This is a genomic window from Mycobacterium sp., assembly GCF_036273375.1.
Lineage (GTDB): Bacteria > Actinomycetota > Actinomycetes > Mycobacteriales > Mycobacteriaceae > Mycobacterium.
The window spans coordinates 1-16428 of the sequence record NZ_DASUHS010000042.1; the positions used below are offsets into that span (position 1 = coordinate 1).

At 67.4% G+C, this 16428-nt stretch carries 16 protein-coding genes and 1 pseudogene; 14 read left to right on the plus strand and 3 right to left on the minus strand.

Features of this window, described 5'->3' with window-relative positions; translation table 11 throughout:
- Nucleotides 1-137: pseudogene (locus VFW69_RS04125) on the minus strand (SAM-dependent methyltransferase); the annotation flags it as partial.
- A 262-nt stretch (nucleotides 138-399) separates the two neighbouring features.
- Between VFW69_RS04125 and VFW69_RS04130 the strand changes: the two are divergent.
- Nucleotides 400-1191: an electron transfer flavoprotein subunit beta/FixA family protein gene (locus VFW69_RS04130; protein ID WP_526498453.1), complete on the plus strand. Its 792-nt coding sequence runs from the start codon at nucleotides 400-402 to the stop codon at nucleotides 1189-1191.
- A gap of 36 nt (nucleotides 1192-1227) precedes the next feature.
- A complete protein-coding gene (locus VFW69_RS04135) occupies nucleotides 1228-2184 on the plus strand; it encodes an electron transfer flavoprotein subunit alpha/FixB family protein (protein WP_526498455.1) in 957 nt (318 codons plus the stop codon).
- Between the two features lie 199 nt (nucleotides 2185-2383).
- Here VFW69_RS04135 and VFW69_RS04140 read toward each other — a convergent pair whose 3' ends face one another.
- The gene (locus VFW69_RS04140) at nucleotides 2384-2776 is read right to left on the minus strand and encodes an SRPBCC family protein (protein ID WP_526498457.1); all 393 of its coding nucleotides are present in this window, start codon (nucleotides 2774-2776) and stop codon (nucleotides 2384-2386) included.
- Between the two features lie 155 nt (nucleotides 2777-2931).
- Here VFW69_RS04140 and VFW69_RS04145 point away from each other — a divergent pair, with 155 nt between their 5' ends.
- Genes VFW69_RS04145 through mnmA form a run of 4 tightly spaced genes read left to right on the plus strand, consistent with a single transcriptional unit; the run spans nucleotide 2932 to nucleotide 6920 of the window.
- Nucleotides 2932-3789, plus strand: coding sequence for a GNAT family N-acyltransferase (locus VFW69_RS04145; RefSeq protein WP_526498459.1), 858 nt, complete (start codon nucleotides 2932-2934; stop codon nucleotides 3787-3789).
- The gene (locus tag VFW69_RS04150; RefSeq protein ID WP_526498461.1) at nucleotides 3786-4631 is read left to right on the plus strand and encodes a lysophospholipid acyltransferase family protein; all 846 of its coding nucleotides are present in this window, start codon (nucleotides 3786-3788) and stop codon (nucleotides 4629-4631) included. The genes VFW69_RS04145 and VFW69_RS04150 overlap by 4 nt, the downstream gene beginning before the upstream one ends.
- 33 nt (nucleotides 4632-4664) lie before the next feature.
- Nucleotides 4665-5843: a cysteine desulfurase family protein gene (locus tag VFW69_RS04155; RefSeq protein ID WP_526498463.1), complete on the plus strand. Its 1179-nt coding sequence runs from the start codon at nucleotides 4665-4667 to the stop codon at nucleotides 5841-5843.
- A complete protein-coding gene (mnmA, locus tag VFW69_RS04160; RefSeq protein WP_526498465.1) occupies nucleotides 5844-6920 on the plus strand; it encodes a tRNA 2-thiouridine(34) synthase MnmA in 1077 nt (358 codons plus the stop codon).
- A gap of 7 nt (nucleotides 6921-6927) precedes the next feature.
- Here the strand turns inward: mnmA and VFW69_RS04165 are convergent, their stop codons facing one another.
- Entirely contained in the window at nucleotides 6928-7572 is a 645-nt protein-coding gene (locus VFW69_RS04165; protein ID WP_526498467.1) for a sensor domain-containing protein, read from the minus strand.
- A 100-nt stretch (nucleotides 7573-7672) separates the two neighbouring features.
- Between VFW69_RS04165 and VFW69_RS04170 the strand changes: the two genes are divergently transcribed.
- The 8 genes from VFW69_RS04170 to VFW69_RS04205 all read left to right on the plus strand — a co-directional run.
- Entirely contained in the window at nucleotides 7673-8701 is a 1029-nt protein-coding gene (locus tag VFW69_RS04170; protein WP_526498469.1) for a uroporphyrinogen decarboxylase/cobalamine-independent methonine synthase family protein, read from the plus strand.
- Between the two features lie 64 nt (nucleotides 8702-8765).
- Nucleotides 8766-9248 (plus strand): SRPBCC family protein, encoded by a 483-nt coding sequence (locus VFW69_RS04175; RefSeq protein WP_526498471.1) that lies wholly within the window; start codon nucleotides 8766-8768, stop codon nucleotides 9246-9248.
- Entirely contained in the window at nucleotides 9245-9592 is a 348-nt protein-coding gene (locus tag VFW69_RS04180; RefSeq protein ID WP_526498473.1) for an ArsR/SmtB family transcription factor, read from the plus strand. The genes VFW69_RS04175 and VFW69_RS04180 overlap by 4 nt, the downstream gene beginning before the upstream one ends.
- Nucleotides 9593-9633: 41 nt before the next feature.
- A complete protein-coding gene (gene ligA, locus VFW69_RS04185) occupies nucleotides 9634-11715 on the plus strand; it encodes an NAD-dependent DNA ligase LigA (RefSeq protein ID WP_526498475.1) in 2082 nt (693 codons plus the stop codon).
- 4 nt (nucleotides 11716-11719) lie between these two features.
- Entirely contained in the window at nucleotides 11720-12832 is a 1113-nt protein-coding gene (locus tag VFW69_RS04190) for a cystathionine gamma-lyase (protein WP_526498477.1), read from the plus strand.
- Between the two features lie 61 nt (nucleotides 12833-12893).
- Nucleotides 12894-13502: a TetR/AcrR family transcriptional regulator gene (locus VFW69_RS04195; RefSeq protein WP_526498483.1), complete on the plus strand. Its 609-nt coding sequence runs from the start codon at nucleotides 12894-12896 to the stop codon at nucleotides 13500-13502.
- Nucleotides 13503-13668: 166 nt separating this feature from the next.
- On the plus strand, nucleotides 13669-14115 hold the full coding sequence (locus tag VFW69_RS04200; protein WP_526498479.1) for an MmpS family transport accessory protein: 447 nt from the start codon (nucleotides 13669-13671) through the stop codon (nucleotides 14113-14115).
- Nucleotides 14112-16428: MMPL/RND family transporter (locus VFW69_RS04205; protein ID WP_526498481.1), on the plus strand; the 2317-nt coding region annotated here is incomplete at its 3' end. The genes VFW69_RS04200 and VFW69_RS04205, both read left to right, overlap by 4 nt.

Here is a 16428-nt window from a genome sequence, read left to right on the forward strand (position 1 = left end):
GCCATCTGCTGGTAGACCACCTCGTGGCGGCGAAACCAGTAGTTCTCCACGTCAAGGCCCGGGACGGTGCGTTCGCCCGTCAACGGCAGGGCGGCGTCCGCGGCGGCGTGCGGAACATCCGGAATGAATGCGCTCATTGCATAGGCAGGCTAACGCGTGACAGTCCTTTCTGCGGGGTCGCGAATGCTTCACTCCGGGTAATCCAACGCGTGGGGTGGGCAGCGACCCGGTTGCGAACGCACAGGGGGGACAGAACCTGCAGGACGACCCGCTATGGTGTGAGAGCAAACCACACTAAGTTACCGGTCAGTAACATGCGGGTGCGGTGCGCACAAGACGTGACCTACAGTTCTGCCGCTCACGGCTGCAGGACTCACTCGAGGAGGACGAGCCACTCTCATGACGAACATCGTGGTCCTGATCAAGCAGGTCCCAGACACCTGGTCGGAGCGCAAGCTCTCTGACGGCGATTACACGTTGGACCGTGAGGCCGCCGACGCGGTGCTGGACGAGATCAACGAGCGCGCGGTGGAAGAGGCGTTGCAGATCCGTGAGCGCGAGGGCGGCGAAGGCTCGGTGACCGTGCTGACCGCAGGTCCCGAGCGCGCCACCGAGGCGATCCGCAAGGCGCTGTCGATGGGCGCCGACAAGGCCGTCCACCTCAAGGACGACGGCCTGCACGGCTCGGACGTTGTCCAGACCGGATGGGCATTGGCGCGTGCGCTGGGCACCATCGAGGGCACCGAGCTGGTCATCGCAGGCAACGAGGCCACCGACGGGACCGGCGGCGCGGTGCCGGCCGTCATCGCCGAGTACCTCGGCTTGCCGCAGCTCACCCACGTGCGCAAGCTCTCCATCGAGGGCGACAAGGTCACCGGCGAGCGGGAGACCGACGACGGCGTGTTCACCCTAGAGGCGACCCTGCCCGCAGTGGTCAGCGTCACCGAGAAGATCAACGAGCCGCGCTTCCCCTCCTTCAAGGGCATCATGGCCGCCAAGAAGAAAGAGGTCACGGTGCTGACCCTCGCCGAGATCGGAGTCGAGAGCGACGAGGTCGGGCTGGAAAACGCCGGTTCGACCGTGGTGTCATCGACGCCGAAGCCGCCGAAGACCGCGGGTGAGAAGGTCACCGACGAGGGCGAGGGCGGTAACGACGTCGCCAAGTACCTGGTTGCCCAAAAGATCATCTGACCCGAGTCCCTTAAGACGAGAAGAGCGAAATAACCCATGGCTGAAGTACTGGTGCTCGTCGAGCACGCAGAAGGTGCGCTGAAGAAGGTCACCTCCGAACTGATCACCGCCGCCCGCGCTTTGGGCGAGCCCGCCGCCGTCGTGGTCGGCGCTCCCGGGACCGCCGCGCCCTTGGTCGACGGGCTCAAGGAGGCCGGCGCTGCCAAGATCTACGTCGCCGAGTCCGACGACGTCGACAAGTACCTGATCACCCCGGTGGTCGACGTGCTGGCGTCGCTCGCCGAGTCCAACTCGCCCGCCGCGGTGATCCTGTCCGCCAACGCCGACGGCAAGGAGATCGCCGGCCGGCTCGCGGCCCGCATCGGTTCCGGCCTGCTGGTCGACGTGGTCGAGGTCAAGGAAGGCAATAAGGCGACCTACTCCATTTTCGGTGGCGCGTTCACCGTGGAGGCGCAGGCCAACGGCGACACCCCGGTGATCACTGTGCGCGCCGGCGCCGTCGACGCCGAGCCGCAGGCCGGCGCCGGCGAAGAGGTCAAGGTCGAGGTGCCGGCCCCCGCCGAGAACGCCACCAAGATCACCGCCCGCGAGCCCGCGGTCGCCGGTGACCGTCCGGAACTGACCGAGGCCACCATCGTGGTGTCGGGCGGTCGCGGTGTCGGCAGCGCGGAGAACTTCAGCGTGGTCGAGGAGCTGGCTGACTCGCTGGGCGCGGCCGTCGGCGCGTCGCGCGCGGCCGTCGACTCCGGCTACTATCCGGGCCAGTTCCAGGTGGGCCAGACCGGCAAGACCGTGTCGCCGCAGCTCTACATCGCGCTGGGCATCTCGGGTGCCATCCAGCACCGCGCGGGCATGCAGACGTCCAAGACGATCATCGCGGTCAACAAGGACGAAGAGGCGCCCATCTTCGAGATCGCCGACTACGGCGTGGTGGGCGACCTGTTCAAGGTCGCTCCGCAGCTGACCGAGGCGGTCAAGACACGCAAGGGCTGAGTCTCTCGGCCGCAAAGCCCCCGGCACCGCGGTGCCCGGGGCTTTGCGTTCGGCAGGTGATTTCCGGCGTACCACGGCCCACTCGGGTCACACCGGCACCGGGTCTCCGCCATAAACCGAGCTCCGAATCCGCTAGCGCCCGTGCTAGCGAATCACGAAGTCGCACATTGGTTCTCGGAGAACCGGCCCTCGACGCCCGCTAGCCGCCGGTCAGCATCGCGTCGATACGGCGCACGGCGACGGAGCACACCGGCAGGTAGGGCGCGGACCACCAGGGCACCGCAATGCTCACCCGCGCGCCGCCGCCCACCGGGTCCACCCGGTGCCGGGTCGCCGGCACACCGGCCACCTTCCACGCCCAGCAGCGCCCCGGCTCGAACTCGGTGACTTCGAACGGCACCGCAACCAGCAGGGAGGTCTGCACGGTGCCGGTGGCATGCAAGGCCAGCTCGGCGTGCGGCGCGTCCAGCCGGGCCCGCCGAATCGTCGGACCCCACGTCGGCCACGTGTCCAGGTCGACCAGCAATTCCCACACCGCGGCCGGCGGCGCCGCGATCCAGCGATCGGCGGTCAGCATCATCCCGCCCGTCATTCGGCTGCCCCAAAACATCCTTGCTGCGTACCCGGCGGATGGCGTCCCGGCACCGGATGCAGCTCACTTTTTCGCGACAGTTCGTCATCTCACGTGCACCGACACGTCACAGCGGCTTCGCCGACTAGCTCATCGACTACGCCACGTTGGGGTCCATGAGCATTGCTTCTGTCCTCATACCCAGCGATAAGCCCACCGGTACGGCCACCAGCTCGTCGGCCGCACCCCGCTACTCCCTGTTGGTGTCCACCGACGCCGGCATGATCGAGGCGGCGCAGCGACTCCGGTACGACGTGTTCACCAGCACGCCGGGCTTCGCACTGCCGGCGGCCGACCAGAATGGGCGGGATGTCGACAGGTTCGACGAGTTCTGTGACCACCTGCTGGTGCGCGACGACGACAGCGGTGAGCTGGTCGGTTGCTACCGCATGCTGGCGCCGGCGGGGGCCATCGCGGCCGGCGGACTCTATACCGCCACCGAGTTCGACATCCGGGCTCTCGACCCACTGCGGCCGTCGCTGGTGGAGATGGGACGCGCCGTGGTGCGCGACGGGCATCGCAACGGCGGTGTCGTGCTGTTGATGTGGGCGGGCATCCTGGCCTACCTGGACCGTTACGGCTACGACCGTGTGGCCGGGTGCGTGTCGGTGCCCATCGGGAGCGAATCCGACGGTCAGCCTCCGGGCAGTCAACTGCGCGGCGTCCGCGACTTCATCCTCAGCCGGCATGGGGCACCCCCGGAATACCGGGTGTACCCGCACCGGCCGGTGGTGGTCGACGGGACGAGCATCGACGACATCGCGCCGCCCGCGAGGCCCTCGGTGCCGGCGCTGATGCGGGGTTACCTGCGGCTGGGCGCCCAGGTGTGCGGCGAACCCGCGCACGACCCGGACTTCGGCGTCGGCGATTTCTGCGTCCTGCTGGACAAAGCGCACGCCGACACCCGATATCTGAAGCGACTCCGATCGGTGTCGGTCGCTTCCGAGATGCGAACGGCGGGCGGCCCGCGATGAACGCCCCGGCGGTCACCGGGCACTCGTGGCTACCGCGCGCATCGTGCGATGCAAGCTGTGTGGGTGCGGGCGACGTGGTGACGTCGCGGCCGCTGCGCAGGGCGCTGCGGGTAACCCTTCGCCTGTTGTTGGCGCTGCTGCTGGCGCCGGGGCTGCCGCTGCTGGCAGTGCCGTTGCCTGGCCGCACCCGCGTGCAGCGCATCTATTGCAGGTTGGTGCTGCGCTGCCTGGGCGTTCGAATCACCGTGACGGGCAACCCGATTCGTAACCTGAGCGGGGTGCTGGTGGTGAGCCCGCACATGTCCTGGCTCGACGTCTTCGCCATCGGGTCGGTGCTGCCCGGGTCGTTCGTCGCGCGTGCCGACATGTTCACCGGCCCGGCGACCGGGATCGTGGCCCGCTTCCTGAAGGTCATCCCGATCGAGCGGTCCAGTCTGCGGCGACTGCCAGGTGTTGTGGATGCCGTCGCCCGCCGGCTGCGCGCCGGACAGACGGTGGTGGCGTTCCCGGAAGGCACCACCTGGTGTGGTCGGGACCGTGGCGCCTTCTACCCGGCGATGTTTCAGGCCGCCATCGACGCCGGCCGTCCGGTGCAGCCGCTGCGGCTGACCTACCACCACGTCGACGGCCGCCCCTCGACGGCGCCGGCCTTCGTCGGTGACGAGACCCTGCTGAGCTCGATCCGCCGGCTGCTCGTCGTGCCGCGCACGCTGGCGCGGGTGCATGTGGAGTCTCTGCAGCTCCCGGGGACCGACCGCCGCGCCCTGGCAGGCCGATGCCAATCCGCGGTGGGTGCCGGAACCGCCCGGCGCGCTGGTCACGGGCACGTGCTGGTGGCCTGAGCAAACTGGGGGGCCGGTATCGTGGGTCGCGTCATGGTCTACCTGGATCACGCCGCCACCACCCCGATGTACCCGGCCGCCGTCGAGGCGATGACGGCTGTGCTCGGCACGGTCGGCAACGCGTCCTCGCTGCACACCAGTGGCCGGGCGGCGCGGCGCCGGATCGAGGAATCCCGTGAGCTGATCGCCGACAGGCTGGGCGCGCGCCCCTCGGAAGTCATCTTCACCGCCGGCGGCACCGAGAGCGACAACCTGGCGGTCAAGGGCATTTACTGGGCCCGCAGCGACGCCGAGCCCCGGCGGCGGCGCATCGTCACCAGTGAGGTGGAACACCACGCCGTGCTGGACTCGGTGAACTGGCTCGTCGAACACGAGGGCGCCGAGGTCACCTGGCTTCCGACTGCCGCCGACGGGTCGGTGTCGGCGGCGGCGCTGCGCGAGGTGCTTGCGCGCCATGACGACGTCGCGCTGGTCTCGGTGATGTGGGCCAACAACGAGGTCGGCACGGTCATGCCGGCCGCCGAACTCGCCGCCGTCGCGGCCGAATTCGGCGTCCCGATGCACAGCGACGCCGTTCAGGCGGTGGGTCAGTTGCCGGTCGACTTCGCCGCCAGCGGATTGTCGGCGATGAGCGTGACCGCTCACAAGTTCGGCGGACCGCCGGCGGTGGGTGCGCTGCTGCTGCGTCGCGACGTCGCGTGTGTGCCGTTGGCACACGGAGGTGGGCAGGAGCGCGACATCCGTTCGGGCACCGCCGATGTCGCCGGCGCGGTCGGAATGGCGGCGGCGGCCCGGATCTCGGTCGACGGGCTCGAGGTCAACAGCGCCCGGCTGCGGGCGCTGCGCGACCGGCTGGTCGACGGCGTGTTGGGCGGCATCGAGGACGTCAGCCTCAACGGCGCCCGCGATCCGCTGCGCGTTGCCGGCAATGCGCATTTCACCTTCCGCGGCTGCGAGGGCGATGCGCTGCTGATGCTGTTGGACGCCAACGGAATCGAGTGTTCGACAGGGTCGGCGTGCACCGCCGGTGTCGCTCAGCCCTCGCATGTGCTGATCGCGATGGGCGCCGATGCGACCAGCGCTCGCGGGTCTTTGCGACTCTCGTTGGGACACACCAGTGTTGACGCAGACATCGATACAGTGCTGCGGGTACTGCCCGGGGCGGTGGACCGTGCCCGTCGCGCCGCACTGGCCGCCGCGGGGGCGTCCTAAGTGAGAGTGCTTGCTGCCATGAGCGGTGGCGTTGACTCGTCGGTCGCCGCCGCCCGGATGGTCGACGCCGGACATGACGTGGTCGGCGTCCACCTGGCGCTGTCCAGCGCACCCGGCACACTGCGCACCGGCTCGCGCGGGTGCTGCTCGAAGGAAGACGCCTCCGATGCGCGCCGCGTCGCCGATGTGCTCGGAATCCCGTTCTACGTGTGGGATTTCGCGGAGAGGTTCAAGTCGGACGTCATCGACGAATTCGTGTCGTCGTATGCGCGCGGCGAGACCCCCAACCCGTGCGTGGTATGCAATCAGAAGATCAAGTTCTCGGCGCTGTCCGCGAAAGCCGTTGCGCTCGGGTTTGACACGGTGGCCACCGGCCACTACGCCCGGCTCCGGAACGGGCGGCTGCGTCGTGCCGTCGATCACGATAAGGACCAGTCCTATGTGCTAGCCGTGCTGAGCGCGGAGCAGTTGCGCCACGCGGCGTTCCCGATCGGGGACACCCCCAAGCCGCAGATCCGGGCCGAAGCCGCCAGGCGCGGTCTGATGGTCGCCGAAAAGCCGGACAGTCACGACATCTGCTTCATCCCCTCGGGCAATACCCGCGCATTCTTGGGTGAGCGCATCGGGGTGCGCCGAGGTGCCGTGGTCAATGCGGACGGCACGGTGCTCGCTGAGCACGACGGCGTGCACGGTTTCACCGTCGGCCAACGTAAGGGGCTCGGCATCGCGGGGCCGGGACCCGACGGCCGCCCGCGTTACGTGACCTCGATCGACGCGGAGACCGGCACCGTGCAGGTGGGCGAGGCGGCCGATCTCGAGATACGCGAAATGGTGGGCCGGACACCGATTTTCAGCTCGGGCGTCACGCCGACCGGCCCGGTGGAGTGCGCGGTCCAGGTGCGCGCGCACGGCGAAACAGCCGACGCGATAGCGGAACTGGCCAACGACGAGCTGGTCGTGCGGTTGCGTGCGCCGATGCGCGGGGTGGCCCGCGGCCAGACGCTGGTGCTGTATCGGCCGGATCCCGACGGTGACGAGGTGCTCGGCAGCGCCACCATCGCCGGCACCACCCGCTGAATCAGGGCTACCGCGGCATGTTCGCGGAGATATTCGTCATCACGATGTCGGACACCGATTGCGCGAACCCGCAGAAGGTGACCTCCAACATGGCTACCGACAGGATCCGGTAGTCGCGGCCGCACCCGCCGGGCCGCAGGTGCAGCGAGGTGGCGTCGGCGTTCCAGTCACCGACGTAGAGCTGCCCGCGGGAGCCGTTCGCGCAGTCGCCGACGGTGCGCACCAGGGCGCCGAAGGCGCGGCGGGCGGTCTCGGCATCGCGATAGGCCGCGGCGCCTTCGGAGATCAACGCGCCATCGGGTGGGTCCTGAAACGTCGTCTTGTGGAACGCCTCCAGATCGCGCCCGAACGTCGCCGTCTCGGCGTAAATGAACCGGCACTCGTTCGGCGCGGTTTCGGCCAGCGCGTCGATATCCACCGGGCTGGTGCCGTCCATCGAGGGGATGATGGTCAGATGCTCACCGGCGCCGGTGATCGCGCGCATCCGCGACTGGTCCAGCAGGATCGTGTCGACGTCGACGCCCTGCACCACCCTGCGGTCGGTGCCGGAACCCGCCACGGCCGTACCGTCCACCACCCGGGTGCACGACGCCACCAGCGTCACCACCGCGCACAACAGCGGTAGCCACGCCGATTTCGCCTTCTGCGACACGTATTCGCACCCCTTTTGGCGTTGAACCTACCCGCGCTGCCCCGCCGCACGCAGACCCCTGCCGACCGGCGGGTGGTGCGACGTCGAATACGGTTGTCCGGTGAGTGATTTCACCCATCCTTTTGCCAACGCCAGCGGTGTCGGATCGTGGCCCGGCATCGCCGCGCGCCAAGCCGCCGAAGTCGTCGTAGGTGAACTCGCGGGCGCGCTGGCGCACATCGTCGAGCTGCCCGCGCGCGGAGTGGGTGCCGACATGCTCGGCCGGGCCGGCGCGCTGCTAATCGACGTGGCCATCGACACGGTGCCGCGCGGCTACCGGCTTGCCGCCCGCCCCGGGGCGGTCACCCGCCGCGCCATCAGCCTGCTCGACGAGGACATGGACGCGCTTGAAGAGGCCTGGGAAGCCGCCGGCCTGCGCAACGACGGCCGGGTGGTGAAGGTGCAGGCTCCGGGCCCGATCACGCTGGCGGCCGAGGTTGAGCTGGCCAACGGTCACCGGGCGATCACCGACCCTGGGGCGCTGCGCGACCTGGCGGCGTCGCTGGCCGAGGGCGTGTCGATGCATCGCGCGGGGCTGGCCCGCCGGCTCGAGTCGGAGGTGGTGGTGCAGTTCGATGAGCCATCGCTGCCCAAGGCTCTCGGCGGCGGGCTGAGCGGGGTGACTGCGCTGAGCCCGGTGGCCCCGATCGACAAGGAGGTGGCCGCCGGGCTGCTGGACACGTGCGCCCGAACGGTGGGCGGTGAGGTGCTGCTGCACTGCTGTGCCCCCGACCTGCCGTGGGACCTCTTGCAGCGCAGTGCCTTCCGAGCCGTCTCGGTAGATGCCGGCGCGCTGAACGCGGCGGATCTGGACGGTGTTGCCGAGTTCGTGGAGTCCGGCCGCACCGTCGCGCTGGGGGTGGTCGCCGGCAACAACCCGCCGCGTCGCCAGTCGGCGGAGGAGGTGGCCGCCGCGATGGTCGCGGTGACAGATCGCCTGGGCTTCGCCCGCTCGGCGCTGCGCGACCGCATCGGCGTCACGCCCGCGTGTGGTCTGGCCGGTGCGACGCCGGGGTGGGCGCGCACCGCGATAGAGCTCGCCCGCAAGGCGGCCGAGATGTTCGCCGAGGATCCGGACGCCATCGAATAGGCAACCATCAGGTTGCGTTTCTGGTCAGACTGTGCTGAACTCATAGGCAACCAGGAGGTTGCATATGAAGATCGAGAAGCACGTGGTGCTGCGCGCGCCGCTCGACCGGGTCTGGCGGGCCATCAGCGACGCCGAGGAGTTCGGGCGCTGGTTCGGGGTGCGCTTCGACGGGCCGTTCGTCGCCGGGGCATCGGTGACCGCCGCGATCAGCCCGACCCTCGTCGACAGCGAGGTCGCCAAGCGGCAGGAGGCGCACGCCGGGGCGCAAAGCACCTGGCAGATCGTCGCCATCGAGCCGCAGCGCCGGTTCGCCTACCGCTGGCATCCGTTCGCCATCGACCCTGCTGTCGACTACGACCACGAGCCGACCACGCTGGTCGAGTTCACCCTGTCCGAGCAGCCAGACGGCGTGCTGCTGACGATCACCGAATCCGGATTCGAGGCGATTCCCCGGGCGCGGCGCGGGCCGGCGTTCGAGGCCAACGGCGAGGGCTGGGCGATTCAGACCTCGCTGGTGCGCAAGTACATCGAAGACGTCCGGGTATGAGCGGACGTGTCGCCGTCGACGCGCCGCTGTTCGACGCGCTCGGCGATCCCAATCGGCTGCGCATCATCGTGCGGCTCTGCGATCAGGGCCCCAGTTCGACGTCGCAGGTCACCAGCGTCATCCCGGTCACCAGGCAGGCGGCCAGCAAGCACCTGCAGCTGTTGGAGTCGGCCGGGCTGGTGACCAGCAGCCGACGGGGCCGCGAGCGAGTCTGGACGGTGCAGACCCAGCCGCTGGCCTCGGCCAGCGACTACCTGAGTCAGCTGTCCCGCCGGTGGGATGCCGCGGTGGATCGATTGCGCGCCTTTGTGGAGGACGGAGTGGAGGACGGAGTCGAGGACTGAGCGCCCGGTTTCGCGTCGGTGTCCTCGGATAGCCTGCCAAGGTGAGCGCAGCAGAAACCGATTCGGTATCGCCTGAGGTTCGCCGGCAGTGGCAGGACCTGGCCGAAGAGGTTCGTGAACACCAGTTCCGCTACTACATCAAGGACGCTCCGATCATCTCGGACGCGGACTTCGACGCGATGTTCAACGAGCTACTCGCGCTGGAGGAACGTCACCCGGAACTGCGGGTGCCCGATTCCCCGACGCAGCTGGTCGGCGGGGCGGGTTTCGCCACCGAGTTCGCCGAGGCGCAGCACCTGGAACGGATGCTGAGCCTCGACGACGTCTTCGATCGCGACGAGCTGGTGGCCTGGAGCAACCGCGTCGAGAACGAGGTCGGCAAGCAGCCGTACTACCTGTGCGAACTCAAGATCGACGGGGTTGCCCTGGCGCTGGTGTACCGCGACGGCCGGCTGGAACGCGCCGCGACCCGGGGCGACGGGCGGGTCGGCGAGGACGTGACGCTCAACGCGCGCACCATCGACGATGTCCCGGAGCGGCTGTCCGTCAGCAAGGACTTCCCGATTCCCGACGTGCTCGAGGTGCGCGGCGAGGCGTTCTTTCTGCTCTCCGATTTCGAGGCGCTCAACGCCAGCCTGGTCGAAGACGGCAAGGCGCCGTTCGCCAACCCCCGCAACAGCGCCGCGGGGTCGCTGCGCCAGAAGAACCCGGCCGTCACCGCACGGCGCAAGCTGCGGATGATCTGCCACGGCATCGGCCGCACCGAGGGGTTCGCTCCGAAGACTCAGCATGAGGCCTACACCGCGCTGAGCGCCTGGGGGCTCCCGGTGGCCGAACAAACCGCGCGCGTGCGCGGTCTTGCCGCCGTGGAGGAGCGGATCGGCTACTGGGGTGAGCGCCGCTACGACCTCGAGCATGAAATCGACGGCGTGGTAGTCAAAGTCGACGACGTCGCGCTGCAGCGCCGGCTCGGGACCACCTCGCGCGCGCCGCGATGGGCCGTCGCGTACAAGTACCCGCCCCAGGAGGCGCAGACCAAGCTGCTCGACATCCGCGTCAACGTCGGGCGCACCGGACGCGTCACCCCGTTCGCGTTCATGACGCCGGTGAAGGTGGCCGGGTCGACGGTGGGACTGGCCACCCTGCACAACGCCGCCGAGGTGAAACGCAAGGGCGTGCTGATCGGCGACACCGTGATGATCCGCAAGGCCGGCGACGTGATCCCGGAGGTGCTCGGTCCCGTCGTCGACCTGCGCGACGGCTCCGAACGCGAATTCGACATGCCCACCGCGTGTCCCGAATGTGGGACCACGCTGGCGCCGGCCAAGGAGGGCGACGCCGACATCCGCTGCCCCAATGCCCGGTCCTGTCCGGCGCAGTTGCGGGAGAGGGTATTTCACGTCGCCGGTCGCGGGGCGCTCGACATCGAGGGGCTCGGATACGAAGCCGCGACCGCACTGTTGAAGGCCGGCGTGATCGCTGACGAGGGCGACTTGTTCGCGCTCACCGAGGACGACCTGTTGCGTACCGAGCTGTTCCGGACGAAGGCCGGCGCCCTGTCCGCCAACGGCAAACGGCTGCTCGACAACCTGGACAAGGCCAAGAAGGTGGCGCTGTGGCGGGTCCTGGTGGCGTTGTCGATCCGGCACGTCGGGCCGACGGCCGCGCGTGCCCTGGCGACCGAGTTCGGCGATCTCGACTCGATCATGTCGGCGTCCACCGAACGGCTGGCCGCGGTGGAAGGCGTCGGCCCGACGATCGCCGCGGCGCTCACCGAATGGTTCGCCGTCGACTGGCACTGCGTGATCGTCGACAAGTGGCGGGCCGCCGGCGTGCGGATGGCCGACGAACGCGACACCAGTGTGCGGCGCACGCTGGAGGGACTGACGGTGGTGGTCACCGGCTCGCTCACCGGCTTTTCCCGCGACGACGCCAAGGAGGCGATCCTGACGCGCGGGGGAAAGGCGGCGGGCTCGGTGTCGAAGAAGACCGACTACGTCGTCGCCGGCGATTCGCCAGGTTCCAAATACGACAAAGCGATCGAGTTGGGGGTGCCAGTCCTCGACGAAAATGGCTTCCGGAAGCTGCTGGCCGAGGGTCGACCCGATTCCCCGGCGGAGTGAGCCGATGAGCGGCCGGTACGGCGATTCCACGCGCAGCCTCAAAGCCGCTGACGTGCAGGCAATTTCGGGTCAGCCGGTAGCGCCGCAGGCGGTGCTCGCCGCCACCTACCACCTGTCCGGCGACGAGACCGGCGCGCTGGACAGCTACGGCCGCAGCTCCAATCCGACCTGGCGGCAACTCGAGTCGGCGCTCGCCGAACTGGAGGGAGCCACCGGCGCGTTGGTGCTCGGTTCGGGCATGGCCGCCATCAGCGCCGTCTTACGCGCACTGGCGATGCCGGGGTCGACGGTGGTGGTGCCCGTCGACGGCTACTACCAGGTGCGCCGCTACGCCCGCGAGGACTTGGCGCCGGGGGGTGTGACGGTCATCGAGGCGTCGAGCTCGCAGATCTATGACGCCGCCGCGGACGCCGACGTGGTGCTGGCCGAAACGCCCACCAACCCGGCGCTGGACGTGATCGATCTGCACCGGTTGGCCACCATCTGCCGGGGGCGCAACGCGCGCTTGATCGTCGACAACACCGCCGCCACGCCGTTGGGGCAGCAGCCGCTGTCGTTGGGTGCGGACGCGGTGGTGGCCAGTGCGACCAAGGCCCTGTCGGGCCACGGCGACCTGCTGGCGGGCTACGTCGCCACCAACGAGCCCGAGCTGCTCGCCGCGGTGGAGCGACACAGGCTGCTCGCAGGCGGGATCCTGGGCGGGTTCGAGGCCTGGCTTCTGTTGCGCAGCATGGGAACTGCGGGATTGCGCTTCGAACGCCAATGCCAGAATGCCCGCGCGCTGGCGACCATGCTGGCCCGTCACCCGGCGGTGCGGGCGGTGCGCTACCCGGGACTGGCCGACGACCCGGCGCATCCGGTGGCCATGGCCCAGATGCGTCGATTCGGATCGCTGGTCTCGGTCGAATTGGCCGACGCGGCCGCGGTGCATGCGCTGGTGGAGCGCAGCGAACTGCTGATCGCATCCACGAGTTTCGGAGGCCTGCACACGTCGGTGGACCGCAGGGCGCGCTGGGGAGACCCGGTCGCCGACGGATTCGCACGCATCTCGCTGGGTATCGAAGACACCGACGACCTGCTCGCGGACATCGAACGCGCGCTGATGGGGTCCGGCTGACGAATTCACATTCGCCGGGGTTGACTGCACCGAAATTGGTCGGTGTCGCCCGAGCGGCTCTATCGTGGGCTCTATGACCCAGACGGCCGATCGGTGCGAGCAGGCATCATCGTGGTCGCCGCGCGAGGCCGAGATATTGGCCGTGACCCTGGCGCTGCTGCAGGAACACGGCTATGACCAGCTGACGGTGGACGCGGTGGCCAACGCCGCGCGCGCCAGCAAGGCGACGGTCTACCGCCGCTGGCCGTCCAAAGCCGAACTGGTGTTGGCCGCCTTCATCGAAGGTGTGCGCCAGGTGGCCGTCCCGCCGAATACCGGCACGTTGCGCGGCGACCTGCTGAGCCTGGGTGAGGCGATCTGTCAGGAGGGTGGGAAGCACGCCAGCACCATCCGCGCGGTACTGGTCGAGGTGTCGCGCCATTCCGCGCTCAACGACGCCATGCAGCATCAGTTCCTCGAGCAGCGCAAAGCCCTTATCCAGCACATCGTGCAGCAGGCCGTCGACCGGGGCGAGATCGCCAAAGACGCCCTCAGCGACGAACTCTGGGACCTGTTGCCCGGCTACCTGATCTTCCGGTGCATCATCCCCGACCGGCCGCCCAGTGGTCGCACCGTGCAAGCGCTGGTCGACGGGTTCCTCATCCCCGGCCTGTCCACGACCTCCGGGTAGCGACGCACGCGTTTCAGAGTCAGCCCACATTGGGAAATCCGTGCGCGTCTCTTGTAGAGTACGGTCCCGTACCGTACTGTCATACCTGTCGGCCACGCTTATGATGTTTGGCAGCCACGCTCGCCCGGAGTGTGGTTCTGCCGCCCGATATTCGAAAGGCTAACGGGTGAAAGGCTTTTCGATAACTTCCCTGGTTAGACGGGGGTGGATGGTGCTCGTGGTGGTGGTGGTGGTGACTGTCGCGGTGTTCTGCGTGTATCGAATCCACGGGAATTTCGGTTCGCACAACAACACGTCGGCCGGCGGCGGCATCTCGGATCAGACCGAACCGTTTAGTCCCAAGCACATCACCCTGGAAGTCTTTGGTGACGCGGGGGCGGTGGCGACGATCAATTACGTGGACATCAATGTGCAGCCGCGGCAAGTGTTGAACGCGGCCCTGCCCTGGTCGTTGACCATGGTGACGACACAGCCCGGAGCCTTCAGCAACCTTGTGGCGCAGGGCGATAGCGATTCCCTTGGCTGTCGCATCACGGTGGATGGTGACGTCAAGGACGAAAGGATCGTCAACCAAGTGAACGCCTATACCTTCTGCCTGGTGAAGTCCGCATGAGCGAGGATCACGCCCCGAGATCTGCTGTAGCGCAAGGTATTCGCCGGTTTGCGGTGCCGATCCTGTTGTTGTGGGTGGGTCTGGCCGCCGTCTCGAATATCGCCGTCCCGAATTTGGAGGACGTCGCCAGGGCACACAATGTATCCCTGAATACCCCGGATGCGCCGTCGTTTCAAGCGATGCAACACATCGGCAAAGTGTTTCACGAATTCGATTCTGACAGTGCGGCCATGGTCGTTTTGGAAGGTGATAAACCGCTGGGCGATGACGCCCACCGGTTTTACGATGCCCTGGTCCGCAAGCTCGAGCACGACACCAAGCATGTGGAGCACGTCCAAGATTTCTGGGGGGATCCGCTGACGGCGGCGGGCTCGCAAAGTAAGGACGGCAGGGCCGCCTACGTTCAGGTCTACCTGGCCGGCAATCAGGGCGACGCGCTGGCCAACGCGTCCGTCGACGCGATCCGCGAGATCGTGGCGCATACGCCCGCACCGACTGGTGTGAAGGCGTATGTGACGGGCGCGGCGCCGCTGGTCACGGATCAGTTCGAAGTGGGCAGCAAAGGGATCTTCAAGGTCACCGTGATCACCGTGCTGGTGATCCTGGCGATGTTGTTTTGGGTTTACCGTTCCGTCACGGCGGTCTTCGTGTTGGTCACGGTGATCGTCGAAATGGCCGCGGCCAGGGGTATCGTCGCTTTTCTGGGAAACGTCGGATTGATCGGCCTCTCGACGTATGCGACGAATCTACTCACGCTGCTCGTGATCGCCGCCGGCACCGACTACGCAATCTTCTTCGTCGGCCGTTATCACGAGGCGCGGCACGACGGGCAGGACCGCGAAGCCGCCTTCTACACCATGTACCGCGGGACGACCCATGTGGTGTTGGGCTCGGGTCTGACTGTTGCCGGCGCGGTGCTCTGCCTGCGCTTTACCAGGCTGAATTATTTTCAGAGCCTGGGCATTCCCGCCGCGATAGGTATCGGGATCGCATTGCTGGCCGCGCTCAGCCTGGCCCCGGCGGTGATCACCGTGGGCAGCCTATTCGGGTTGTTCGACCCGAAGCGGCAGATGGCGACTCGGGGCTGGCGGCGCATCGGCACGGCGATCGTGCGCTGGCCCGGGCCCATCCTGGTGGTGGCGACCGGGGTCGCTCTCATCGGTCTGCTCGCTTTGCCCGGATACAAAACGAATTACGACGCCCGGCCCTACATGCCGGCCAGTGCTCCGGCCAACGTCGGCTACGCGGCCGCGGAACGGCATTTTTCTCAGGCCCGGCTCAATCCCGAACTGCTGATGATCGAAACCGATCACGATATGCGTAATCCGGCCGACATGATCAACCTAGAAAGGGTTGCCAAGGCGATCGCCCATCTTCCCGGCATTTCCCAAGTCCAGTCCATGACCAGACCCTTGGGAACCCCGATCGAACATACCTCGTTGGCTTTTCAGATCAGCGCGGGCAGCATCGGCAACATCGAGAACCTGCACTACCAGAAAGAGCGCGCACAGGATTTACTCAAACAGGCCGACAATCTGAAAGATACGATCGGCATTCTGAATCAGCAATACGGGCTGCAAAAACAGCTCGCCGCGTCCACGCACGACGAGACCCAAAGCTTTCACGATACGATCGCCATCATCAACGACCTGCGGGATAAGATCGCGAATTTCGATGACTTCTTCAGACCGGTTCGCAGTTATTTCTACTGGGAAAAGCACTGTTACGATATTCCGGCCTGCTTCGCCTTCAGATCCATCTTCGACGCAATCGACGGTATTGATCAGCTCAGTGCGCAGTTTGAGAAGCTCACCGCAAGTTTGGACAAGTTGGATGCGGGCCAGCAGAAATTGGTGACCTTGTTGCCGCCTCAGATCGCCGACCAGGAGAAGAACCTCGGTCTGACGCTGTCCAACTACGCGACGAACTTCGGGATCAACGCTCAAACGCAGGCAAATACCGACACCGCGACCGCCCTGGGGCAGGCTTATGACGCCGCCAAGAACGACGATTCCTTCTACCTGCCGCCCGAGGCCTTCAGCAACCCCGAATTCAAAAGGGGACTGAAATTATTCCTCTCGCCGGACGGTAAGGCCGCACGCATGATCATCTCCCATGAGGGTGATCCCGCGACCCCCGAAGGTATCTCGCACATCGATCCGATCAGAAACGCGGCCAAACAGGCCGTGAAGAACACCCCCTTGGGGGACTCCAACATTTATCTCGCCGGCACGGCCGCGACCTATAAGGACATAGCGGATGGCGCCAAGTACGATCTGATGATCGCCGGAATAGCCGCGCTGAGCCTGATTC